A 21,642-nucleotide genomic window follows, 5' to 3' on the forward strand; every position below is an offset into this window, starting at 1 on the left:
ATCAATAACTTGCTTGATAAGCGTCAGGACGGACGGTGACATTGGCTGGTAAAGATGTGAAATCATATCATTACCACGGTCAACTGCCAGGGTGTACTGGGTTAAATCGTTGGTACCAATACTAAAGAAATCGACTTCTTTCGCTAAATGACGGGCAATCGTTGCTGCGGCTGGGGTTTCCACCATCACGCCAACTTCGATGGATTCATCGAATGCTTTACCTTCGTCACGCAGTTCCTGTTTGTAGATCTCAATCTCTTTCTTCAGTGCGCGCACTTCTTCAACAGAGATGATCATCGGGAACATGATGCGCAGCTTACCGAAAGCGGACGCACGGAGGATTGCGCGGACCTGGTCGCGCAGGATCTCTTTACGATCCATCGCGATACGCACGGCACGCCAGCCCAGGAACGGGTTCTCTTCTTTCGGGAAGTTCATGTACGGCAGCTCTTTATCGCCGCCGATATCCATGGTACGGACGATAACCGCCTGAGAGCCACACGCTTCAGCCACGGCTTTGTACGCAGCAAACTGCTCTTCTTCAGTCGGCAGCGCGTCGCGGTCCATGAACAGGAATTCGGTGCGGTACAGGCCAACGCCTTCCGCGCCGTTACGCTCAGCACCGTCGATATCACGTACGGTACCGATGTTCGCGCACACTTCAACCTGGTGGCCATCAAGGGTGATTGCCGGCAGGTCTTTCAGTTTCGCCAGTTCGGCTTTCTCAGAAGCAACCTGCTCCTGAACGGCGCGAAGCTTTTCAATTTCTTCGTTGGTTGGGTTGACGTAAACCACGTTGTTTACGGCATCCAGAATCAGATAGTCGCCATTTTTCACCTGAGTGGTGACGCTACCGGTACCCACGATCGCCGGCAGTTCCAGAGAACGCGCCATGATGGAGGTGTGGGAAGTACGGCCACCGACGTCAGTGATGAAACCCAGCACCTTTTTCAGGTTCAACTGTGCGGTTTCGGACGGCGTCAGGTCAGCGGCAACCAGGATAACTTCATCCTGAATCGCGCTCAGGTCAATAATCGCCAGACCCAGGATGTTGCGCAGCAGGCGCTTACCGATGTCACGTACGTCAGCCGCACGCTCTTTCAGGTATTCATCATCCAGTTCTTCCAGGGCAGTCGCCTGACCTTCGATAACTTCATGCGCGGCTGCGTCAGCCGTCATGTTCTTATCTTTAATCAGGGCTATGATTTCCTGCTCCAGCTCCTCATCTTCGAGCAGCATGATATGCCCTTCGAAGATGGCTTCTTTTTCTTCACCGAAAGTTTCGCCAGCTTTAGTTTTGATAGCTTCGAGCTGCGCGGACGCTTTAGTACGACCGCTCAGAAAACGTTCAACTTCCTGCTCAACCTTATCGGCAGAAATTTTCTTCCGGTCGATGACAATTTCATCTTCTTTCAGCAGCAATGCTTTACCGAAAGCGATACCCGGGGATGCTAAAATGCCTGAAATCATAACCCTACCTTACTTGTGACTGATATTGAAAAGAACTCGTTGAACTTACTCGAGTTCAGCCATCAGTTTAACCAGATGCTCAACTGCTTTCTGCTCGTCTTCACCTTCTGCGGACAGGGTGACAACGGTGCCCTGAGTCAGACCCAGAGTTTGCAGTTTGAACAGGCTTTTCGCGCTAGCGCTTTTGCCGTTGGAAGTCACAGTGATCTCAGAAGTGAAGCCTTTCGCTTCTTTAACAAACTGAGCAGCAGGGCGGGTATGCAGACCGTTCGGAGCGGTAATGGTAACTTCTTGCTGGAACATTATATTTCCCCAACTTATAGGTTTAGTGTTGTGGAACTAAAGTCTAGCCTGGTGGCTACACTTTAGCCTGTATTACTCAATTCAAGCGACGTTCGTAAATCAGCACTACCATCGGCGACAAACCTTCCGACGCAGACGCTTCTGGCCTTTGACGTTTCGCTTATCATTAAACATTATGCCGCGAAAGCAGGATTTGAACCAAATCATAAAATCGATTCAGCACTGGAAAACCTGTAATGAATAATTTCGCGGCTCAAAATAAATATGATGGTTAAATACCAGACCTACGGAGGTGAAGCAATGCCAGGGGGGGTAAAAGTTTGATGTATGCCACAAAAAAGCACCCGGGAGGGTGCTTTTTTACACAATTTTAACGCACTGGCATTACTGTTGCAGTTCTTTCTCGGTGAAGAGATCTGCGAACAATGCGGTGCTCAAATAGCGTTCACCCGAAGACGGTAGGATAACCACAATATTCTTGTTGGTAAAGGTTTCGTCTTCCTGAAGTTTCAGCGCCGCGGCAACCGCTGCGCCGGAAGAGATACCGGCCAGAATGCCTTCTTCTTCCATCAGGCGACGCGCGGTGGAGATGGCTTCTTCGTTAGTGATAGCGACCACTTTATCAATCAGCTTCAGATCGAGGTTGCCCGGGATGAAACCGGCGCCGATCCCCTGGATCTTATGCGGGCCTGGCTTCAGCTCTTCACCGGCCAGCGCCTGGGCGATCACCGGGGAGTCGGTTGGCTCAACGGCGACGGAGATCAGATCCGTTTTGCCTTTTGTGCCTTTAATATAACGCGTAACGCCGGTCAGGGTGCCGCCGGTGCCCACGCCCGCGATAAAGACGTCAACCTGGCCGTCGGTATCTTCCCAGATTTCCGGGCCGGTGGTTTTTTCGTGGATTTCCGGGTTAGCTGGGTTGCTGAACTGTTGCAGCAGCAGGTATTTTTCCGGATTGCTGGCGACGATTTCTTCCGCTTTCTGAATCGCGCCCTTCATGCCTTTCGCGCCTTCGGTCAGCACCAGGTTCGCGCCCAGCGCTTTCAGCAGCTTGCGGCGTTCGATACTCATGGTTTCCGGCATGGTCAGCGTCAGTTTGTAACCGCGCGCGGCGGCGACGTAGGCCAGAGCGATACCGGTGTTGCCGCTGGTCGGCTCAACCAGTTCGACGCCCGGTTTCAGTACGCCACGTTTTTCGGCATCCCAAATCATATTGGCACCGATACGGCATTTGACGCTGAAGCTCGGGTTACGTGATTCAACCTTTGCCAGGATGCGCCCGTTACCGATGCGGTTCAGTCGTACCAGCGGCGTATGACCGATAGTCAGGGAGTTGTCTTCAAAAATCTTACTCATGGCCTGTCCTTAACTGTATGAAATTTGGGGTACTGGACCAGCATACCTGCTTAAAGATTCTGCGGAAGTAAGGATTTCGCATATCTATATACTGAAGGGAAATAATGGCAAGCGGGATGGAATAAGGCAAGGTATAAGCCTCATCCGTTGGGATGAGGCGTGATGCGCGTTAGCCCTGAGAGGCGAGCGGAGTCGTTGAGGTGTGGCCATAGCGACCTTTACCGAGCACCTGAATGCCGATAAGGGTAATCACCCACGCTATAATGCCCATCACCAGATAGGTTTTGGCAAAGCCGTAGCGGTCGTACAGCATCCCGGCAATGGGGTTGATGAGCGCGATACCTAGATAGTTAAAGCAGCCCAGCACCATATAAACGGTTCCGGTTAAGCGCTTATCAAAATAGAGAGAAAGATATTTAAAGATAGACACCAACAGCAGCGCCATCTCCAGACCGTAGAACGGTTTAATAATGGCAATCATCCACGCGTGGGTCGCCAGCGCGGAAACGACCAACCGCAATCCAATAACAAAACCCGCTAACAGGAGACCATTACGCGCGCCGACTTTATTAATCAGCCACGGAATGGAAAACATTAAAATGAATTCGACGGCGGATTGAACTGAGCCCATATAACCGAGCATCGCATTACCCTGTTTATGGTCGGCAAAGAAACTGACAAAATAACGCGGGAACTGCTGTTCGGCGCTCTGCATCATCCAGATAATTCCGCCATAAAATAGCATCAGGATCCAGAACCCACTTTGGGTAAAGAGCATTTTGACGTCGGTTTTATTGACCGGCGCTTTTTGGCCCGCGTTGACCGCCTGCCAGTCGATTCCGTCGCCCTGCGTTTTTAGCATGCTGAGCAGCATGAGCAACACCACGCAGGCCAGCGATGTGACGCAGAAGTTATAGTGCGGCGACAGGTTAAACAGCTGCCCGGCAAACAGCGACGCCACCGCCCAGCCCATTGACCCCCACATGCGCACGCGGCCAAACTCAAAAGACCAGGCGCGGCTGTAGCGATCGGCGTAGGATTCAAACACCAGCACGCCCGCCAGATAAGCAAAGGAGAGATACAGCGCGCCAACCAGCATACCGGCAATCAGGTTAACGCCAAGCAGCGGCTGGTACACCCAGATGAAAAAGGGCGCTGCCAGCACCGAGGCGAGGGTCACGATGACCAGCAGATGCTTGCCCAGACCGAGCTTGTCCATGATGTAGCCGCAGACGGGCTTCATCGCCAGCGCAAACAGGGCATTGATTGAGAGCACAAAGCCAATCTTTTCACTGTTCAGACCGACATTATCGGCCAGCCAGATCGCCAGAAACGACCAGCTGGTGGACCATGCAAAATAGAAAACAAAAAGACAGAGGCTTATCCTTATATAAGCCTGCTTATTTATCATGCTGACCATATAATTCCACTCCATTGCGAAATGATGGCGCTACGTTAGCCTGAATCGCGCGCGCAGACTTTTATCTGATTGCCATCTTCTGGCTACCTTGTCGTTTTTATCCTCAGAAGCTGTGTTGCCCCTCACAGAATGAATATGTGAATTTTTTTACCGCGTTAAGAGGGCAATAAAACTCAATTTTTAACCATTATTTTTAAACTATTTCCCCTGAAAAATAAGGTATTTGACAAGGTGAGCCTCAGCGTTTTAATTTCGCTACTCTGACAATGGCTCAGGAAATAACCATGCAAACTTTACACCAATCCCACGTATTTAATCGCCCCTGCGACCGGGTTTGCGTGCAGTATTGGTTGCCGGGTATTGCCTATCCAGAGCATGACCACGATTATCACGAAATCCTTTTTTTGCTCTCCGGTACGATGACCCATATCGTCAACGGCTCACCCTGGTTTATGCGCGCCGGTTCATTTATGGCGCTGCGCGCCGAAGATCGCCACGCCTTTACCGAGATGCACGGGAGCTGCGCCATTAATCTGCTGCACGTACCGCTAGGGCAGTTAAACTGGTTTGATAGCGGTATCGCACTGCTGTTTGAAGAGTCGGAACCGCAGCTGTGGCATATGGCGACGCCCGGCTGGCAGAAGGTGGTGGGGGAGCTTAATGCATTTGCCTGCGCCGAAATGGCCGATGGCGGTGAGGGCGGCCCGCTGCGCAGCGCGCTGCAGGAGACATTTTTGCTGCGTTTACTGGCCCAGCTGCCGCGCTATCGCCAGACGGCGTATGGCGACCTCAGCGTCGATGAGCGGGTGTGCCTGGCGATGTCGTGGGTAGACAGACACTGGCAAGTCAAGGTGGAGTGGTCGACGCTGGCGGAACGCTTTTCTCTCACGCTTCGTACCTTCCAGCGCCGTTTTAAACAGCGAATCGGGATGACGCCGCAGCAGTATTTAATCGCCCTGCGGTTGCGTCATGCCCGGTTTTTAATGCAGCAAGGCGTTCATTCGCTGCGGGATATTGCCGAGTACTGTCATTTTTACGATGCCAGCCATCTCGGCGCTTGCCTGCGACAGCAGGCGCTTACTTCCACATCGCGTGTTTATCGCGATAACAGTCCACCCACATCGCCGTCGCGCCGCAAATCGCCACCGGAATGATCACCAGGTTAAGCACCGGGATCAGGGTGAACAGGCTGGTCAGCGCGCCAAACTGCATGTTGGTGACCTTACGGGTACGCAGCGCTTCACGCATGGTTTTAAACGGCACTTTGTGGTTATCAAACAGGTAGTCGCAGTACTGAATGGCCAGCATCCAGGCGCTGAACAAGAACCACAGCACCGGGGCGACCGTCTGACCGATGCCAGGAATAAAGTACAGCAGCAGCAGCACAACCGCGCGCGGCAGATACCACGCCAGCTTTTGCCATTCGCGTTTCATAATGCGCGGCAGGTCCTTCATTATACCGACAACGCCAGTGTCCGGCGGCGTGGCGCCGGTTAAGCGCGCCTCTAACTGCTCGGCCAGCAGGCCGTTAAACGGCGCGGCTATCCAGTTGGCGATGGTTGAGAAGAAATAGCCGAAAACCAGCAGAATTGAAATCACAATCACCGGCCAAAGCAGATAGCTCAGCCACTGCAGCCAGTCGGGAATACGCCCCATCAGCGAGGGGATCCAGCTCTCCAGCTTGCTGAACAGCCACCAGAAGGCGCCGCCCATCAGCACAATATTGACCAACAGCGGTAAGATGACGAATCGGCGAATGCCCGGCAAGCCGATCAGTTTCCAGCCCTGAGAGAAATAGTAAACGCCGCTGCGTGCGGCAGGGGTGGACGATGAAACCATGGTCAGGTGAAGCTCCTTTGTCTGACTACATTGAAAAGACGACACTATATTAGCGAGTTGTTGGACAATCACCAGTTAAGAAATGTTCGAAAAACAAGCAAAAAGTACGATTTAACGCATCTTTATGCGGTGAATGTCACGTGCACACTTGCACTTGACGTGATGGGCAAATACTCTTAGTGAGTAAATGTTTGCCGTGGTGGCAAGGTGTTAGAACAACAGAGAATATAATGATGCAGGATTTGCGTCTGATATTAATCATTGTTGGCGCGATCGCCATACTCGCTTTACTGGTTCATGGTTTCTGGACGAGCCGTAAAGAGCGTTCCTCGATGTTCCGCGATCGCCCAATCAAGCGTATGAAGTCTCGTGACGCCGACGATGAGTCGGAAGACGACTTTGATGACAATGTTGAAGGCGTGGGAGAAGTTCGTGTCCACAAGGTCAATCACGCCCCTGGGGTTGCTGGGGAGCATGAAGCACCTCGTCACGCGCCTCAACACCAGTACCAGCCGCCTTACGAGCGTCAGGCACCGCAGCCTGCGCGTCCGCAGGAGCCGGTAGCGCAGCCGCCTGTGCAACAGCCACATCAGCCTGCTCAGCACGCGCCGGTTCCGCCGCCGCAGCCTGTGCAGCCGCCGCAACAATCTGTGCGCCCGCCGGTGGCCGAACAGCCGCAGCAGCCCGCGCCGGTACAGCCGCCGCAGCACGTGGCTCAGCAGCCCGCTGCGCCGCAGGTCGCCCAGCCGGTAGACGCACCAGCGGCCCAGCCGCAGCCGGTGCAGCAGCCTGAACCGGCTGCGCAGCCCGCGCCAGAGCCCGCCGAGCCGGTTAAACCGGAGCGTAAAGAGACGGTGATCGTGATGAACGTCTCCGCTCACCAGGGTTCACACATTAACGGTGAACTGCTGCTCAATAGCATTCAGCAGGCCGGATTCAAGTTTGGCGACATGAACATCTTCCATCGCCACCTTAGCCCGGACGGTAGCGGCCCGGCGCTGTTTAGCCTGGCAAACATGCTCAAGCCGGGTACCTTTGATCCGGATAACATGAGCGATATGCAGACGCCTGGCGTGACCATTTTCATGCAGGTGCCGGGCTACGGCGACGAGCTGCAAAACTTCAAGCTGATGCTTCAGTCGGCGCAGTACATTGCCGACGAAGTGGGCGGCGTGGTGCTCGACGATCAGCGTCGGATGATGACCCCGCAAAAGCTGCGCGAGTATCAGGATCGTATTCGCGAAGTGAAAGACGCCAACGCCTGATAAGGTCGCGCGTTTTTCAATCCTTCCTGAACCCCCGCCTGTCGGGGGTTTTTTATATTGATGGTGTGATATGCAACCAATAGAACAACGACTGAATGAACTGCGAGCGACGCTTCGCCATCATGAATATCTGTATCACGTGCTCGACGCGCCGGAACTGCCGGACGCCGAGTACGACCGCCTGATGCGCGAGCTGCGCGAGCTGGAGGCGCAGCATCCCGAGTTAGTTACCGCTGACTCACCGACCCAGCGCGTCGGCGCAGGGCCGCTGGCGGCCTTTAGCCAGATTCGCCACGAAGTGCCAATGCTGTCGCTGGATAACGTGTTTGACGAAGAGAGCTTCCTGGCGTTCAACAAACGCGTTCAGGACCGCCTGAACAGCAGCGATAAGCTGACCTGGTGCTGTGAGCTGAAGCTTGATGGCCTGGCGGTGAGCATTCTCTATGAAAACGGCGTGCTGGTCAGCGCGGCGACGCGCGGCGACGGTACCACCGGTGAGGATATTACCTCTAACGTGCGTACTATCCGCGCCATCCCGTTGAAGCTGCACGGCGACAACATCCCGGCGCGTCTGGAAGTGCGTGGTGAAGTGTTCCTGCCCCAGGCCGGGTTTGAAAAGATTAACGAAGAAGCGCGCCGTACCGGCAGCAAAGTGTTTGCCAACCCGCGCAACGCCGCCGCCGGTTCACTGCGCCAGCTGGACCCGCGCATCACGGCGAAGCGACCGCTTACTTTCTTCTGCTACGGTGTGGGCGTGCTGGAAGGCGGCGTGCTGCCGGATACCCATCTGGGGCGTCTGCTGCAGTTTAAAGCGTGGGGCCTGCCGGTCAGCGACCGCGTAACGCTCTGCGACTCTCCGGAGGAAGTACTCGCTTACTATCATAAAGTTGAAGAAGATCGCCCCACGCTGGGCTTCGACATTGATGGCGTGGTCATCAAGGTCAACTCGCTGGCGCAGCAGGAACAGCTCGGTTTTGTCGCCCGCGCGCCGCGCTGGGCGGTGGCATTTAAATTCCCGGCGCAGGAGCAGATGACCTTCGTACGCGACGTTGAATTCCAGGTGGGCCGTACCGGGGCGATTACGCCGGTGGCGCGCCTTGAGCCGGTGCAGGTGGCCGGGGTGCTGGTCAGCAACGCCACGCTGCACAACGCCGATGAAATCGCGCGTCTGGGGCTGCGTATTGGCGATAAAGTAGTCATTCGCCGCGCCGGTGACGTGATCCCGCAGGTGGTGAATGTGGTGCTCTCCGAACGTCCTGACGTGACGCAGGAGATTGTTTTCCCGACCCATTGTCCGGTATGCAACTCCGACGTTGAACGCGTGGAAGGAGAAGCGGTGGCCCGCTGTACCGGCGGCCTGATTTGCGGCGCGCAGCGCAAAGAGTCGCTAAAACACTTTGTCTCCCGCCGTGCGCTCGACGTTGATGGCATGGGCGATAAAATCATCGACCAGCTGGTGGAGAAAGAGTACGTCCATACCCCCGCGGACCTGTTTACGCTCACCGCGGGCAAGCTTACCGGGCTGGACCGCATGGGGCCGAAATCGGCGCAGAACGTGGTTAACGCGCTGGAGAAAGCGAAGCACACCACTTTCGCGCGTTTCCTCTACGCGCTGGGCATTCGCGAGGTTGGCGAAGCCACCGCAGCCGGGCTGGCGGCGTACTTTGGTACGCTGGAGGCGCTGGAAGCGGCCTCGATTGATGAACTGCAAAAAGTGCCGGACGTGGGCGTGGTGGTGGCTAACCACGTATTTAACTTCTTTGCCGAAGAGAGCAACCGCGAGGTGATTCAGCTGTTGCTGAAAGAGGGTATTAGCTGGCCGGCACCGGTGGTGATTAACGCCGAAGAAATCGATAGCCCGTTCGCCGGTAAAACCGTAGTGCTGACCGGCAGCCTGAGCCAGATGTCTCGCGACGATGCGAAGGCGCGTCTGGTGGAACTCGGGGCCAAAGTGGCCGGCAGCGTGTCGAAGAAAACCGACCTGGTGATCGCCGGTGAGGCGGCGGGCTCCAAGCTTGCCAAAGCGCAGGAGCTGGGCATTGCGGTGATTGATGAAGCCGAAATGCTGCGCCTGCTAGGAGTGTGACGTGGATAAAGCGCAGCTGATTGAGATTGCCAACACCGAGATGCCGTTCGGCAAGTATAAAGGCCGACGTTTAATCGACGTCCCGGAAGAGTATCTGCTGTGGTTTGCCCGCAAGGATCAGTTTCCGGCGGGCCATCTTGGCGAGCTGATGCAGCTGACGCTGCTGATTAAAACCGAGGGGCTAACCCAGCTGGTGCAGCCCCTCAAGCGCTAGCCTTAGACGCGGGCCTGCTCTTTGGCCTGCAGTTTTTCCGTCTGCGCTTTGTAGCGGCGCGCCAGCACCGCGCAGGTCATCAGCTGAATCTGGTGGAAGATCATCAGCGGCAGCACCATCATCCCCAGCACCGACGTCGGGAAGAGAATATTGGCCATCGGGATACCGTTGGCCAGGCTCTTTTTCGACCCGCAGAAGACAATCGTAATTTCATCCGCTTTATCAAAGCCCAGACGACGGGCGGCCACGGTATTAATCAGGATAACCAGCGCCAGCAGCACGATGCTCACGATGACGATAAACAGCAGTGAACCCACGCCCACTTTATGCCAGATACCGTTCACCACCGCTTCGCTGAAGGCGGAGTAGACCACCAGCAGGATGGAAGTCTGGTCGGTTTTGGCGATCCATTTTTTATGCTTCGCGACAAAGGCGGCGGTCCACGGACGAGACAGATGGCCAAGGACGAACGGCAGCAGCAGCTGCAGCATGATTTTGCCAACCTGCTCGAGGCTGCCGCCCGCGCCGTGGACGTTCATCACCAGGCCGACCAGCAGCGGCGAGAGGAAAATCCCTAACAGGCTGGAAGCCGACGCTGAACAGACCGCCGCTGCGACGTTACCGCCCGCCAGCGAGGTAAAGGCAATCGCCGACTGTACGGTGGCTGGCAGAATGCACAGATACAGGAAACCAGCGTAAAGCTGCGGATCGACGTCAATCGGCGCCCACCAGGCGAACAGCACGCCCAGCACCGGGAACACCACAAAGGTGCTGCACATCACCCATAAGTGCAGGCGCCAGTGGCTGCCACCAGCGATAATCGACTCACGCGACAGCTTGGCGCCGTGCATAAAGAACAGCAGTGCAATGGCGGCGGTGGTCAGGTGTTCGAAGAATGGTACGAAATCACCGCGCGCCGGGAAGAAGGTGGCGAGCAGGACAACGACGATAAGGGTGAGCGTAAACGGGTCTAAAACGCGAAAAAGTTTCATACAGACTCCTGAAGATCGATGCATACATTTTGCTTTTTTATTGTTGATAAATAAAATTGATTTATTGCATCCATTGATGAAAAAAACAGATGAATTACTCGCTGCGCCAGTTAAAAGTGTTTGTCACGGTCGCTCAGGCCAAAAGTTTCAGCCGTGCCGGGGAGATGATTGGCCTCAGCCAGTCGGCGGTTAGCCATAGCGTGAAGGAGCTGGAGCACCAGACCGGCGTGCGTTTGCTTGACCGAACCACGCGTGAAGTGGTGCTGACCGAGGCCGGGCAGCAGCTGGCGCAGCGGCTTGAGCGCCAGCTGGACGAGCTGCATAGCACGCTGCGTGAAGCCGGGCGGATTGGCCAGCAGCTCAGCGGGACGGTGCGGGTGGCGGCAAGCCAGACCATTTCCGCGCATCTCATTCCTCAGTGTATTGCCGAAAGTAATCTGCGCTATCCGGAGATTCGTTTTGTGCTGCACGACCGTCCACAGCAGTGGGTGCTGGAAAGCATTCGGCAGGGAGACGTGGATTTTGGCATTGTGATCGATCCCGGCGTCGTCGGCGATTTGCAGTGTGAGACGGTGCTGTCGGAGCCCTTTTTTCTGCTGTGCCGACGCGACCATCCCTATGCCGATTTACCGTACGTTAGCTGGCAGGCGCTGCAAGGGGCAAAGCTGGTACTGCAGGATTATGCGTCGGGCAGCCGAATGCTGATTGATGCCGCGCTGCGCCTGCATGACATTGAGGCGGATATTGTGCAGGAGATTGGCCACCCGGCGACGCTGTTCCCGATGGTCACGGCGGGCATCGGTATCAGCATTATTCCGGCTCTGGCGCTGCCGTTACCGGAGGGGAGCCCGCTGGTGGTGAAACGGCTGGCGCCGAGCGTTGAGCGTCAGCTGATGCTGGCACGGCGGAAAAACCGCTCGCTTTCCACGGCCGCGCAGGCGCTGTGGGACGTGGTGCGTGAGCAAAGCCAGCGTCTGACGGATAAGCGCCAGCAGGATCCGCTCTATCAGATGTAGATATCGATCTGGTGCTCATCGCTGGAGCGGTTAACGCCGGTGATGGCGGCGGCTGAGGCTTCCTGTTTTTCCTGCGCTTTTTCTGCCTGCTGGTTTTGCAGCTGCGCCAGCTGAGCTTCCAGCATGGCGATCTGCTCCTGAATCATCTCGGCCTGCTTTTGCTTGTCTTCAGCGCTGCCGCTGCCGTCGGCGATCTCTTTGAGCTGCTGGGTGAGTTTGACAATCTGCTGGGTAATGCGCGCCATTTGCGAGGCTGTGTCGTTACCGCTGGGCGCGGCGGTGCTGGTGGTCGTTTTTAACGCTGGAATAGAAGAGGAGCTGATGGTGGTCATGGTGCACGCCTTATAGGGGAAAATATAAGGAGTATCGGCCTGGCAGCGGGAAGCTTGAGTGCCACTTCCCGCGCGCAGCTATCAGAAATTGAATTTTACCGAGTAGATGATGGCGTCCTGATACCAGCTTTCACCCAATTTATCATCCGCATAGCGGTATTGGATCCCGGTGGTTAAATGCGGCGTCGCGTTCCACCAGACGGCAATCGCGCCGTTCATCCCTTCCTTACCGCCGTTGCCGGCCGCATAGCTGGGATCCCGATCAAATTCGTACTCGTTCCAGTTAGTGACGGTAAATTTCTCATGCCCGAGCATAAAACTGTACCCGGCAACCCAACCGGCTACGTAGCCATTATCGCCGGTATAGTAGGTTTGATCGGTATAGCGTTTGGCGATAAACGGCTTAAACCAATAACCGTCGCCGGTAAAGTTGTAGCCAAGGCCGTAGAGGAACATGTCATCGTGAAAGTTGACGCGGTTCGGCGAACCATAGGTTCCGTAGGCGTGAAGATAGAGATTCAATCCCGTAGCGCCTAAATAAATACGATTGGTATTTTTAAACGTATAGCGCTGCTCGCTGCCGGGTTTATCATGGCGGCCATTATAAAAGTTTTCCCAATCGAAAAAACCGTACATTTCACCCCAGCTAAAGTTAGCCCCGCCCTCCAGTTCGAGGTAGCCAAAATCATCTTTGTGCGATTTCTGACTCGATTTTTCTGTCGTTCGGTTCGACCAGTCAAGATAATGAAAACCGATATCGGCGAAGCCACTTTTGAATTCGGCATGTGATGTGAAGGGTAAAGCAAGTAGCGAGATAAAAATAAGAGGCAGACGTTTATTATTGTGCATGGTTAATTCCCGTATTCTTCAGAGGTAAAAATCAGCGTATTTTTATTGCTGTCGGTACAGATTTTCCATTATCTTTTTTTCCCAGGATTAATAGCCACAAGGAATAAATGAGGATTAAGATCGATTGGCTATTGATAGTAAGAATAAATAGTATTGGTTTGAACGGGATAAGGGTCGCTATAAACAGAGAAACACATATTGTTTGTTCACTGTTTAAGGACCGTTATGCTTTATTCTCACAACTCAAATAACCCGCAATACTGCGTCGATATTATTCATGGCTACAAACCGGGGTTTAGCCCTCGCGTTGCTTTTATCCTTGGCTCAGGGCTGGGGACATTGGCGGAGCAAATTGAAGATGCGGTCGTTATCTCCTATGAAAAACTGCCTGGTTTTCCGGTCAGCACCGTGCATGGCCATGCCGGCGAGCTGGTTCTTGGCACGCTAGCGGGGGTTCCCGTCGCCTGCATGAAGGGCCGCGGCCATTTCTATGAAGGCCACGGGATGCGCATTATGACCGACGCTATTCGCACTTTTCAGCGCCTGGGCTGCGAGCTGCTATTTTGCACCAATGCGGCGGGTTCGCTGCGCCCTGATGTTGGCGCAGGCGAGCTGGTGGTGCTGAAGGATCATATCAATACCATGCCGGGCACGCCGATGGTCGGGCCTAACGATGAGCGCTTTGGCGAGCGTTTTTTCTCGCTGGCTAACGCCTATGATGCCGATTTTCGTGCCGTGCTGCAGGCGGTTGCTCAGGAACAGGGGTTCCCACTGAGTGAAGGGGTGTTCGTCTCTTATCCGGGGCCGAATTTCGAAACCGCCGCGGAAATTCGCATGATGCAAATTATCGGCGGCGACGTTGTCGGGATGTCCGTGGTGCCGGAGGTGATTACCGCACGCCATTGCGGGCTGAAGGTTGTGGCGGTTTCCGCCATCACCAATATGGCGGAAGGGCTGAGCGATGTGAAGCTGTCGCACGCGCAGACGCTGGCTGCCGCCGAACTGTCGCGACAAAACTTTATCAATCTTATCTGCGGTTTTTTACGCAAGCTGGCCTGATAACCCTCATAAACAGGCCTCTTCGGGGGCCGAATCATACGACAAGGAAAAATGATGGACATTACGTCTCGCTTAAAAATCATGTCGTTTTTACAGTATTTCATCTGGGGGAGCTGGCTGGTTACCCTGGGTTCTTACATGATCAATACGCTACATTTTACCGGTGCGAACGTTGGGATGGTGTACAGCTCTAAAGGGCTCGCGGCGATAATCATGCCGGGGATCATGGGCATCATTGCCGATAAATGGCTGCGCGCTGAGCGTGCCTATATGCTGTGTCATTTGGTCTGCGCGGTGGTGCTGTTTTACGCGGCGTCGGTGACGGATCCTGACACGATGTTCTGGGTGATGCTGGTTAACGCGATGGCGTTTATGCCCACGATAGCGCTGTCTAACAGCGTATCCTATTCCTGCCTGGCGCAGGCGGGGCTCGATCCGGTTACCCGCTTTCCGCCTATCCATGTCTACGGCACACTGGGGTTTATTGTGGCGATGTGGGCGGTGAGCCTGCTGCATCTTGAACTTAGCAGCACGCAGCTCTATATCGCATCTGGCGCGTCTATCCTGCTTGCGCTCTACGCGTTAACGCTGCCTAAAATACCGGTAGCGGAGAAAAAGGCGGCGACGACCCTTGCCAGCAAACTTGGGCTGGATGCGTTTGTACTGTTTAAAAATCCGCGAATGGCGCTGTTCTTTTTATTCGCGATGATGCTGGGGGCCGTACTACAGATCACCAATGTGTTCGGTAATCCATTCCTGCATGATTTTGCGCGTAACCCTGAGTTCGCCGACAGCTTTGTCGTTCGTTATCCTTCTATTTTGCTCTCGGTGTCGCAGATGGCCGAGGTTGGATTTATTCTGACGATTCCGTTCTTTCTAAAGCGTTTTGGCATCAAAGCGGTGATGTTGATGAGCATGGTGGCCTGGACGCTGCGTTTTGGCTTTTTTGCCTTCGGCGACCCGTCACCGGGCGGCTTTGTTTTGCTACTGCTGTCGATGATTGTTTATGGCTGCGCATTCGACTTCTTTAATATTTCCGGTTCAGTATTTGTTGAACAGGAGGTCGGATCCCATATTCGCGCCAGCGCCCAGGGGCTGTTTATGACCATGGTGAATGGCGTTGGTGCATGGGTTGGATCACTATTAAGTGGAATGGCGGTTGATTATTTCTCCATTGATGGTGTTAAAGATTGGCAAACTATCTGGTTGATATTTGCGGCCTACGCCTTCGCGTTAGCAATCATCTTTGCCATTTTCTTTAAATATAAACATGAGCCAGAGAAAATAGCCTCGGCATCTATTGCCCATTAATTAACGTAGCGCTGGCGTGAGTTTCCACCAGCGCTTACCACTACAAGGACGCGTTGTGAAAGAGATTATTATGTCATCCGGTATCGGTTTTGGGATTGGGGCGCTTTTTACATTGTGCCGGTTACCTATTCCTGCACCAAATGTTCTCCCCGGTGTTTTATCAATAGTATTTATGTATTTCGGCTATCTGGCAGTGAAATGTATTTTCCACTGATGATTATGATAAGTTAACTCTTTGCATTCTGACCATGGAGCGTAATAGTGAAGGAACGTAAACACCGTATCGATCTTAAATTATTACGCTATTTTATGGCCGTCGCGGAAGAGCTGCATTTTGGCCGCGCCGCGGCGCGCTTAAACATGTCGCAACCGCCGCTGAGCATCCATATCAAGGAGCTGGAACAGCAGCTGGGAACGCTGCTGTTCGTCCGGCACTCCCGAAGCGTCGCGTTGACGCATGCGGGAAAGGTGTTGATGGAAGAGTCCCGGCGTTTAATCAACAGCACCGATCAGGCGCTGGCTAGAGTGGAGAAAATTGGCCGCGGTGAAGCCGGACGCATTGAACTCGGGGTTGTGGGAACGGCAATGTGGGGGCGGATGCGTCCAATGATGCACCGCTTCCTCAAAGAGAACCCGAACGTTGAGGTGATGTTTCGCGAAAAATCGCCGGGCTTGCAGATGGCGCTGCTGGAAAGGCGAGAGCTGGATGCTGGGATCTGGAGAATGGCAACCGATATCCCGGCGCGTTTCACCAATCTGCGTCTCTGCGAAGCATCCTTCCTTGTGGCGATGCCGGTGGACCACCCGCTGGCCGTCCATGAGCGCGTCCCGCTTGATGCATTACGCAATGAGTATTTTGTGACATTACCTTCTGCTCATTCAGATTGGTCCTTCTTGCAGGTCGTTTGCCAGAAGGCGGGCTTTACGCCGATGATTGTTCGTGAAGTCGTTGAACCGCAAACGGTGCTGGCGATGATCGGTATGGGGATTGGCATTACGTTAATGGCCGATAGCTACGCGCAGATGAACTGGCCCGGCGTGGTGTTCCGTCCGCTGGAGGAAAGGATCCCGGCAGATCTGTACCTTGTGTTCGAACGCCAGCAGGCGATGCCCGCGCTGAATAAGCTGATTGAGACATTTATGCGGGAACGTTAAGGACGTTTCTGGATATTGCAGATAGCTACGTTCGACCCGAACCTGCTGCAGGTTCGAATCTTCCATATCGCAGATAGCAAAAAAGCGCCTTTAGGGCGCTTTTTTACATTGGTGGGTCGTGCAGGATTCGAACCTGCGACCAATTGATTAAAAGTCAACTGCTCTACCGACTGAGCTAACGACCCAATTAATGGTGGGTGATGACGGGCTCGAACCGCCGACCCCCTCCGTGTAAAGGAGGTGCTCTACCAACTGAGCTAATCACCCTTCTCGTGTGGAGGTGCATTATAGGGAACCGTCCAACTGAGTCAATGATTTTTTGAATGAAACTGACTGTTCGTCGTAATTTTAGACAGTATAGTAAATACTTTTTAAATTTATCTCTGTTTTCAGTGCTGCTTGAACATTGAGGATTCAGCATGGAGTGATAGAATGTGCCCCACTATAGCGAAAGACAGATATCAAATTACTCTTTGCTGATTAAATCTTGCAACAAGGCTAACGCTCAATGTCCATGAAAATAAAAACACGTTTTGCTCCAAGTCCAACCGGTGATTTACACGTCGGTGGTGCCCGTACCGCGCTTTATTCCTGGCTGTTTTCACGTCATTTTGGCGGTGAGTTTGTCTTACGAATTGAAGATACTGACCTGGAACGTTCAACCCAAAAAGCAATAGATGCGATTATGGATGGTATGAATTGGTTAGGTATTGATTGGGATGAAGGTCCTTATTTTCAGACCAAGCGTTTTGACCGCTACAATTCGGTTATTGATGAAATGTTAACTGCGGGTACTGCTTATAAGTGTTATTGCTCTAAAGAGCGTCTGGAAGCATTACGTGAAGAGCAAATGGCTCGCGGTGAAAAAGCGCGTTATGACGGCCATTGTCGCCATGACCAGTGTAATCATGCTGATAATGAACCTCATGTGGTGCGTTTTTTGAACCCACAGGAAGGCTCAGTTATTTTTGATGACAAAATCCGTGGCCCAATTGAAATCAGCAACCAGGAGCTGGACGATTTAATTATCCGTCGTACCGATGGCGCTCCAACCTATAACTTCTGTGTAGTGGTTGATGATTGGGATATGGAAATTACTCACGTCATTCGTGGGGAGGACCATATTAATAATACACCTCGCCAAATTAATATTCTGAAAGCTCTGGGTGCGCCTATTCCTGAATATGCGCATGTTTCGATGATTCTGGGTGATGATGGGCAAAAACTGTCTAAACGCAATGGCGCTGCCAGTGTGATGCAATATCGTGATGCGGGTTATTTACCCGAGGCGCTGCTGAACTATCTGGTTCGTCTGGGCTGGTCTCATGGCGATCAGGAAATTTTTAGCGTTGATGAGATGAAACAGCTGTTTACTCTGGATGCTGTTAGCAAATCAGCCAGCGCATTTAATACTGAAAAGTTACAGTGGTTAAACCACCATTATATTAATCATTTGCCACCAGAGTATGTTGCTGTTCATTTATCATGGCATATTCATGAGCAAGGTTTTAATACTCAAAATGGTCCGCAGTTAGTAGAAATAGTGCAACTGTTAGGGGAGCGCTGTAAGACCCTGAAGGAAATGGCTGAGTCTTGTCGCTATTTTTATGAAGAGTTTGATGAGTTTGATGCTGATGCAGCGAAGAAACATCTGCGTCCGGTAGCTAAAGAACCTCTGGAACTGGTTAAGGCTAAGTTAAGTGCTGTTACTGACTGGACCGTCGAAAATGTGCATCATGCGATTGAAGGCGCTGCTACTGAACTGGAAGTAGGGATGGGTAAAGTTGGTATGCCGTTGCGTGTTGCAGTAACCGGATGCGGTCAGTCTCCGGCAGTTGATGCAACTGTTCATGCGGTTGGAAAATCTCGCAGTCTGGCCCGTATCGATCGCGCACTGGCATTTATTGCTGAACGTGAGTCACAGCAATAATAAACGTAGTAACTCAAAGACTCTTAGGTGAGCAATGGAAGCCGGACTGTAAGAAGTCCGGTTTTTTTTATTTTTCTGCCTATAAATTCACAGCTTTGCTCTCTTTTTCAGCATTCAGATTAAATCTGCAAATTAGCCGTTGACAGACATCCCCGATGTTTCATATTATGCGCCCGTCCTAATGATGTTGTTACCAGATACACATCATATGATATTTGGGGTTATAGCGCAGCTGGGAGAGCGCTTGCATGGCATGCAAGAGGTCGGCGGTTCGATCCCGCCTAGCTCCACCAAATTCTTCATGAATTACATAGTATTAGAGGCACTTGGCAAAGTGCCTTTTTTATTGCATAAATTTCTGTGTCAATTTTGTGTCAGAACTTGCGTTGTCTGCGATAGAGTGCAAGTGACTGATTGATAAGTGGGCATACTTTCTCACGGTATCAGCTTTACTCCATCCACCTAATTCCTGCAATTCATAGAGTGATGTTCCGCCCATTATGTGACGTGATGCCCACGCGTGCCTTAAATCGTGGAAATGGAAATCACCAAGGCCAGCCCGTTTAACTGCATTTCTCCAACCTTTAGCGCCAGCATTCTTTAATTGCCCTCCGTTATATATAAAGACGAATGTAGAGTGTTTTCGCTGTTGGTTGCGTAGAATTTCCATTGCAGCACTGTTTAACGGTATCCCTATTGTTACTCCTGTTTTAACCTCATCTGCATGAACCATAGCTATCTTATTTGGGAGCTCTACGTTCCCCCATTTAAGTCCGGTTATGTTTGACATCCTTAGTCCGGTAGCTAGGGCAAACTTAACCACAGGTTTAAGATGTTCAGGTAATTCATTAATTAGCCTGAACTCTTCCGATTCTGATAGGCGCACATGAAAAACCTCCGGCTATGCCGGAGGATGTTTATTTGCTTAAAAATCAATAAAAGATCACTGCATGAAATGTTATCAAGTGAGTGTGTTGTCAGTCATCAACTCAGTTTCAAATATCACTATTGAAACTATACTGCGATAACATCAGAGATTGGTTAGATGTTACAAAATTTGCCCCAGTACTTAAAATAGGAAGGATGTTTTCATTTAAAGGGGGGACTTCAAGCGAATGACAGATTTATTTCATAGATTTCTTGTGCGATTAACTTAGGACAAACTGGAACATGGATAATTATCCTTAATGGTAAAAACATAATAGTTTATTTAGTTGAATCTTTTTTAGATAGAGCAGGGCAATTACATTACTAATTGGAGTATATAGCACAGCTTTAATTCAGCTAACAGACACCGTTGGTGATCCTATTGTATCTGGTTATTCCGTCAAGTTACTGAAAGCTTTAAAAAACAGCCAACGTCACCCTATAGATGGAGCATTGTATTTATAGGGCCGTATTTTATTTTTTACTTCTTGCCAAAAATCTTTTCTCAATAAGATGCCATGAAATGGCTGCCATAATGATGACAATCACGGTTGTTATTGCCATCCCTTCGTAAAATGAAAAATTTGTTTTATGAATGATTAATTGCTGAATTGGGAATGCATATATATATATTCCATAGGAATAATCGAATCTTCCAGATATTATTTTTTCATGAAATGAAGTGCAAATAATAATTGTTATAACGCTGAAAAGTGCATATGCAGAGATTGTATAATTAACAGGACTTTCTTTAATTCCATACATGTAAAATGCTAAAAATGATATTAAAAAATAATTTGATATTAATTTTATTCCATTTTTCGTAATAAATAGCCATCACACTACCGATAAAGAAAGCTAGCGCTCTAGTGAAGAATAGATTAACAGGGATGGATAAGATCTGAATATTAACATTAAAAGATAGGGTATATATAGCACCGAATAATATTATCAATAACACTGCAACAAAATATTGTGGTTTTTTACTAAAAATGATTATGCAACCGGCAATCATATAACAAGCCACTTCTAATGGTAATGTCCATAAACTACCATTCAATAAGTCTGTATGGGTGAAATCCTTGGATGTGATGAATACATTAAATCCATTTAATGAAATGGTTTTTACTGCTCTGCTTAAGTAATGAATAAAGCTAGCATCAGGAAAATATATGCTACCTAAAAGTATATTAATAACAATCGCACAACCTATCAGCGCAGGAAAAATTCGTCTTATTCTCTTTGCTGTAAATGATATGAAGTCATCGCTTCTCATTGCTGATTTAGAAATTAAAAAACCAGATATTGAAAAGAAAATTAATACAGCAAGTCCACCATATGTCTCAAATCCAAGAAAAATTGGTTCAGGTAATCCTGATAAAGCATGATGATGAGAGAAGATAACCATCAGCGCAGCTATGTGCCTAGCTATATCAAATGAGTTTTTTTTATGTGATGTCATCCAATTTTACCCAAACCTAAAATTAGCCAAGATTTAACCACAAAAGCAGAAAAGATGCACTGTCAGGATCCATAATATAGTAAAAAACAACACAGATGATTTTATTGTTGGTAACAGTGACAGGTAATTGATGGCATTCAATGTAAAAAAGTTAATCGTGACTTGAAAATATATGTTATGGGTGAATGGAGCATTTAAATGCATTGATGAGAATACCGAATATCTTCGGCAAAACAGTGTCCTGAAATGAAGCGTAGAATTGACATATTTCACTGGTGTTATTGCTCGTGTTGGCAAAGATATTTTTCAGTACATCACTGAAAGTATCAAGCAACCTCTATCCATAACTAACAGGTGGAGCATGTTTTTTTCTGTGAAAAGATGGGATTTGACTTTGGATGTACGGCTGTCGAGACATAACTATATTATTGGGGCTGTCCTAGATAACTAAGATCATCTAGGATAGTCCCATGAGAAAAAGCAGACTCAGTCAGTACAAACAGGAACGGTTACTTGAGCTGTTTATTGCAGGCTCCACAGCCCGTATTGCCGCAGAGCTGGTTGGTGTCCACAGGAACACTGCCGCATACTATTTTCACCGCCTCAGAGTGCTGATAGCCGAGCACGTTGATAAGCACTCCTGGTTTGATGGCGAG

At 51.1% G+C, this 21,642-nt stretch carries 20 protein-coding genes, 3 tRNA genes and 1 pseudogene; 12 read left to right on the plus strand and 12 right to left on the minus strand.

Annotation, left to right across the window (positions count from 1 at the left end; genetic code table 11):
• From ptsI to ACK5JN_RS22780, 4 genes are all read right to left on the minus strand, one after another.
• Positions 1-1,470, minus strand: a 1,470-nt coding sequence (ptsI, locus tag ACK5JN_RS22765; protein ID WP_416872229.1) for a phosphoenolpyruvate-protein phosphotransferase PtsI, incomplete at its 3' end; no start/stop codon positions are given.
• Positions 1,471-1,515: 45 nt separating this feature from the next.
• Positions 1,516-1,773 carry a phosphocarrier protein Hpr gene (ptsH, locus tag ACK5JN_RS22770; RefSeq protein ID WP_002913505.1) on the minus strand — a complete coding sequence of 86 codons (258 nt, stop codon included), beginning with the start codon at positions 1,771-1,773 and terminating at the stop codon, positions 1,516-1,518.
• Positions 1,774-2,157: 384 nt separating this feature from the next.
• Entirely contained in the window at positions 2,158-3,129 is a 972-nt protein-coding gene (cysK, locus tag ACK5JN_RS22775) for a cysteine synthase A (RefSeq protein ID WP_106924178.1), read from the minus strand.
• 169 nt (positions 3,130-3,298) lie between these two features.
• The gene (locus ACK5JN_RS22780; RefSeq protein ID WP_416872230.1) at positions 3,299-4,549 is read right to left on the minus strand and encodes an oligosaccharide MFS transporter; all 1,251 of its coding nucleotides are present in this window, start codon (positions 4,547-4,549) and stop codon (positions 3,299-3,301) included.
• A 284-nt stretch (positions 4,550-4,833) separates the two neighbouring features.
• Here ACK5JN_RS22780 and ACK5JN_RS22785 point away from each other — a divergent pair, with 284 nt between their 5' ends.
• Complete coding sequence (locus ACK5JN_RS22785; RefSeq protein ID WP_416872231.1) at positions 4,834-5,703, plus strand: helix-turn-helix domain-containing protein; 870 nt, start codon at positions 4,834-4,836, stop codon at positions 5,701-5,703.
• On the opposite strand, the gene cysZ is transcribed toward ACK5JN_RS22785, so the two are convergent.
• The gene (gene cysZ / locus ACK5JN_RS22790; RefSeq protein ID WP_416872232.1) at positions 5,627-6,388 is read right to left on the minus strand and encodes a sulfate transporter CysZ; all 762 of its coding nucleotides are present in this window, start codon (positions 6,386-6,388) and stop codon (positions 5,627-5,629) included. The two genes, ACK5JN_RS22785 and cysZ, sit on opposite strands and share 77 nt — an antisense overlap.
• A gap of 230 nt (positions 6,389-6,618) precedes the next feature.
• Between cysZ and zipA the strand changes: the two genes are divergently transcribed.
• The 3 genes from zipA to ACK5JN_RS22805 all read left to right on the plus strand — a co-directional run bounded on the left by zipA (position 6,619) and on the right by ACK5JN_RS22805 (position 9,953).
• The gene (gene zipA, locus ACK5JN_RS22795) at positions 6,619-7,653 is read left to right on the plus strand and encodes a cell division protein ZipA (protein WP_416872233.1); all 1,035 of its coding nucleotides are present in this window, start codon (positions 6,619-6,621) and stop codon (positions 7,651-7,653) included.
• Between the two features lie 70 nt (positions 7,654-7,723).
• Positions 7,724-9,739 (plus strand): NAD-dependent DNA ligase LigA, encoded by a 2,016-nt coding sequence (ligA, locus tag ACK5JN_RS22800; RefSeq protein ID WP_416872234.1) that lies wholly within the window; start codon positions 7,724-7,726, stop codon positions 9,737-9,739.
• Position 9,740: 1 nt separating this feature from the next.
• Positions 9,741-9,953, plus strand: a complete 213-nt coding sequence (locus ACK5JN_RS22805; RefSeq protein ID WP_106924181.1) for a DUF3820 family protein — start codon at positions 9,741-9,743, stop codon at positions 9,951-9,953.
• A gap of 2 nt (positions 9,954-9,955) precedes the next feature.
• Here the strand turns inward: ACK5JN_RS22805 and ACK5JN_RS22810 are convergent, their stop codons facing one another.
• A complete protein-coding gene (locus ACK5JN_RS22810; protein WP_416872235.1) occupies positions 9,956-10,945 on the minus strand; it encodes a bile acid:sodium symporter family protein in 990 nt (329 codons plus the stop codon).
• A gap of 89 nt (positions 10,946-11,034) precedes the next feature.
• On the opposite strand from ACK5JN_RS22810, the gene ACK5JN_RS22815 reads away from it, so the two are divergent.
• Positions 11,035-11,961 (plus strand): LysR family transcriptional regulator, encoded by a 927-nt coding sequence (locus ACK5JN_RS22815; protein ID WP_416872236.1) that lies wholly within the window; start codon positions 11,035-11,037, stop codon positions 11,959-11,961.
• On the opposite strand, the gene ACK5JN_RS22820 is transcribed toward ACK5JN_RS22815, so the two are convergent.
• Positions 11,952-12,293, minus strand: a complete 342-nt coding sequence (locus ACK5JN_RS22820; protein WP_416872237.1) for a FlxA-like family protein — start codon at positions 12,291-12,293, stop codon at positions 11,952-11,954. The two genes, ACK5JN_RS22815 and ACK5JN_RS22820, sit on opposite strands and share 10 nt — an antisense overlap.
• An 81-nt stretch (positions 12,294-12,374) precedes the next feature.
• Positions 12,375-13,142: an outer membrane protein OmpK gene (locus tag ACK5JN_RS22825; RefSeq protein WP_416872238.1), complete on the minus strand. Its 768-nt coding sequence runs from the start codon at positions 13,140-13,142 to the stop codon at positions 12,375-12,377.
• A gap of 225 nt (positions 13,143-13,367) precedes the next feature.
• Between ACK5JN_RS22825 and xapA the strand changes: the two genes are divergently transcribed.
• Genes xapA through ACK5JN_RS22845 form a run of 4 tightly spaced genes read left to right on the plus strand, consistent with a single transcriptional unit; the run spans position 13,368 to position 16,667 of the window.
• Positions 13,368-14,201, plus strand: coding sequence for a xanthosine phosphorylase (xapA, locus tag ACK5JN_RS22830; RefSeq protein ID WP_416872239.1), 834 nt, complete (start codon positions 13,368-13,370; stop codon positions 14,199-14,201).
• Positions 14,202-14,255: 54 nt separating this feature from the next.
• Positions 14,256-15,512 (plus strand): nucleoside permease, encoded by a 1,257-nt coding sequence (locus ACK5JN_RS22835; RefSeq protein ID WP_416872244.1) that lies wholly within the window; start codon positions 14,256-14,258, stop codon positions 15,510-15,512.
• A 55-nt stretch (positions 15,513-15,567) separates the two neighbouring features.
• Positions 15,568-15,726 (plus strand): XapX domain-containing protein, encoded by a 159-nt coding sequence (locus ACK5JN_RS22840; protein WP_416872240.1) that lies wholly within the window; start codon positions 15,568-15,570, stop codon positions 15,724-15,726.
• A gap of 47 nt (positions 15,727-15,773) precedes the next feature.
• On the plus strand, positions 15,774-16,667 hold the full coding sequence (locus ACK5JN_RS22845) for a LysR family transcriptional regulator (protein WP_416872241.1): 894 nt from the start codon (positions 15,774-15,776) through the stop codon (positions 16,665-16,667).
• Positions 16,668-16,776: 109 nt separating this feature from the next.
• Here the strand turns inward: ACK5JN_RS22845 and ACK5JN_RS22850 are convergent.
• Both ACK5JN_RS22850 and ACK5JN_RS22855 read right to left on the minus strand, forming a co-directional pair.
• Positions 16,777-16,852 (minus strand) — tRNA-Lys (locus ACK5JN_RS22850).
• Positions 16,853-16,858: 6 nt separating this feature from the next.
• Positions 16,859-16,934, minus strand: a tRNA-Val gene (locus ACK5JN_RS22855).
• A 247-nt stretch (positions 16,935-17,181) separates the two neighbouring features.
• Between ACK5JN_RS22855 and gltX the strand changes: the two genes are divergently transcribed.
• Together gltX and ACK5JN_RS22865 are read left to right on the plus strand one after the other, a co-directional pair.
• Positions 17,182-18,597, plus strand: coding sequence for a glutamate--tRNA ligase (gene gltX, locus ACK5JN_RS22860; RefSeq protein ID WP_416872245.1), 1,416 nt, complete (start codon positions 17,182-17,184; stop codon positions 18,595-18,597).
• A gap of 217 nt (positions 18,598-18,814) precedes the next feature.
• A tRNA-Ala gene (locus ACK5JN_RS22865) sits at positions 18,815-18,890 on the plus strand.
• Positions 18,891-18,940: 50 nt separating this feature from the next.
• Here the strand turns inward: ACK5JN_RS22865 and ACK5JN_RS22870 are convergent.
• Both ACK5JN_RS22870 and ACK5JN_RS22875 read right to left on the minus strand, forming a co-directional pair.
• Positions 18,941-19,483, minus strand: a complete 543-nt coding sequence (locus tag ACK5JN_RS22870; RefSeq protein ID WP_416872242.1) for a site-specific integrase — start codon at positions 19,481-19,483, stop codon at positions 18,941-18,943.
• A 792-nt stretch (positions 19,484-20,275) separates the two neighbouring features.
• Entirely contained in the window at positions 20,276-20,986 is a 711-nt protein-coding gene (locus tag ACK5JN_RS22875; protein WP_416872243.1) for an acyltransferase family protein, read from the minus strand.
• 470 nt (positions 20,987-21,456) lie between these two features.
• On the opposite strand from ACK5JN_RS22875, the pseudogene ACK5JN_RS22880 reads away from it, so the two are divergent.
• Positions 21,457-21,642, plus strand: a pseudogene (locus tag ACK5JN_RS22880) (IS1595 family transposase); the annotation flags it as partial.

The organism is Kluyvera sp. (assembly GCF_047971185.1).
Lineage (GTDB): Bacteria > Pseudomonadota > Gammaproteobacteria > Enterobacterales > Enterobacteriaceae > Kluyvera.

Coding starts and splice junctions, on each gene's coding strand:
- ptsH (WP_002913505.1), bottom strand. CDS start 1,773: ATGTTCCAGCAAGAAGTTACCATTACCGCTCCGAACGGTCTGCATACC.
- cysK (WP_106924178.1), bottom strand. CDS start 3,129: ATGAGTAAGATTTTTGAAGACAACTCCCTGACTATCGGTCATACGCCG.
- ACK5JN_RS22780 (WP_416872230.1), bottom strand. CDS start 4,549: ATGGTCAGCATGATAAATAAGCAGGCTTATATAAGGATAAGCCTCTGT.
- ACK5JN_RS22785 (WP_416872231.1), top strand. CDS start 4,834: ATGCAAACTTTACACCAATCCCACGTATTTAATCGCCCCTGCGACCGG.
- cysZ (WP_416872232.1), bottom strand. CDS start 6,388: ATGGTTTCATCGTCCACCCCTGCCGCACGCAGCGGCGTTTACTATTTC.
- zipA (WP_416872233.1), top strand. CDS start 6,619: ATGATGCAGGATTTGCGTCTGATATTAATCATTGTTGGCGCGATCGCC.
- ligA (WP_416872234.1), top strand. CDS start 7,724: ATGCAACCAATAGAACAACGACTGAATGAACTGCGAGCGACGCTTCGC.
- ACK5JN_RS22810 (WP_416872235.1), bottom strand. CDS start 10,945: ATGAAACTTTTTCGCGTTTTAGACCCGTTTACGCTCACCCTTATCGTC.
- ACK5JN_RS22815 (WP_416872236.1), top strand. CDS start 11,035: ATGAATTACTCGCTGCGCCAGTTAAAAGTGTTTGTCACGGTCGCTCAG.
- ACK5JN_RS22820 (WP_416872237.1), bottom strand. CDS start 12,293: ATGACCACCATCAGCTCCTCTTCTATTCCAGCGTTAAAAACGACCACC.
- ACK5JN_RS22825 (WP_416872238.1), bottom strand. CDS start 13,142: ATGCACAATAATAAACGTCTGCCTCTTATTTTTATCTCGCTACTTGCT.
- xapA (WP_416872239.1), top strand. CDS start 13,368: ATGCTTTATTCTCACAACTCAAATAACCCGCAATACTGCGTCGATATT.
- ACK5JN_RS22835 (WP_416872244.1), top strand. CDS start 14,256: ATGGACATTACGTCTCGCTTAAAAATCATGTCGTTTTTACAGTATTTC.
- gltX (WP_416872245.1), top strand. CDS start 17,182: ATGAAAATAAAAACACGTTTTGCTCCAAGTCCAACCGGTGATTTACAC.
- ACK5JN_RS22875 (WP_416872243.1), bottom strand. CDS start 20,986: ATGACATCACATAAAAAAAACTCATTTGATATAGCTAGGCACATAGCT.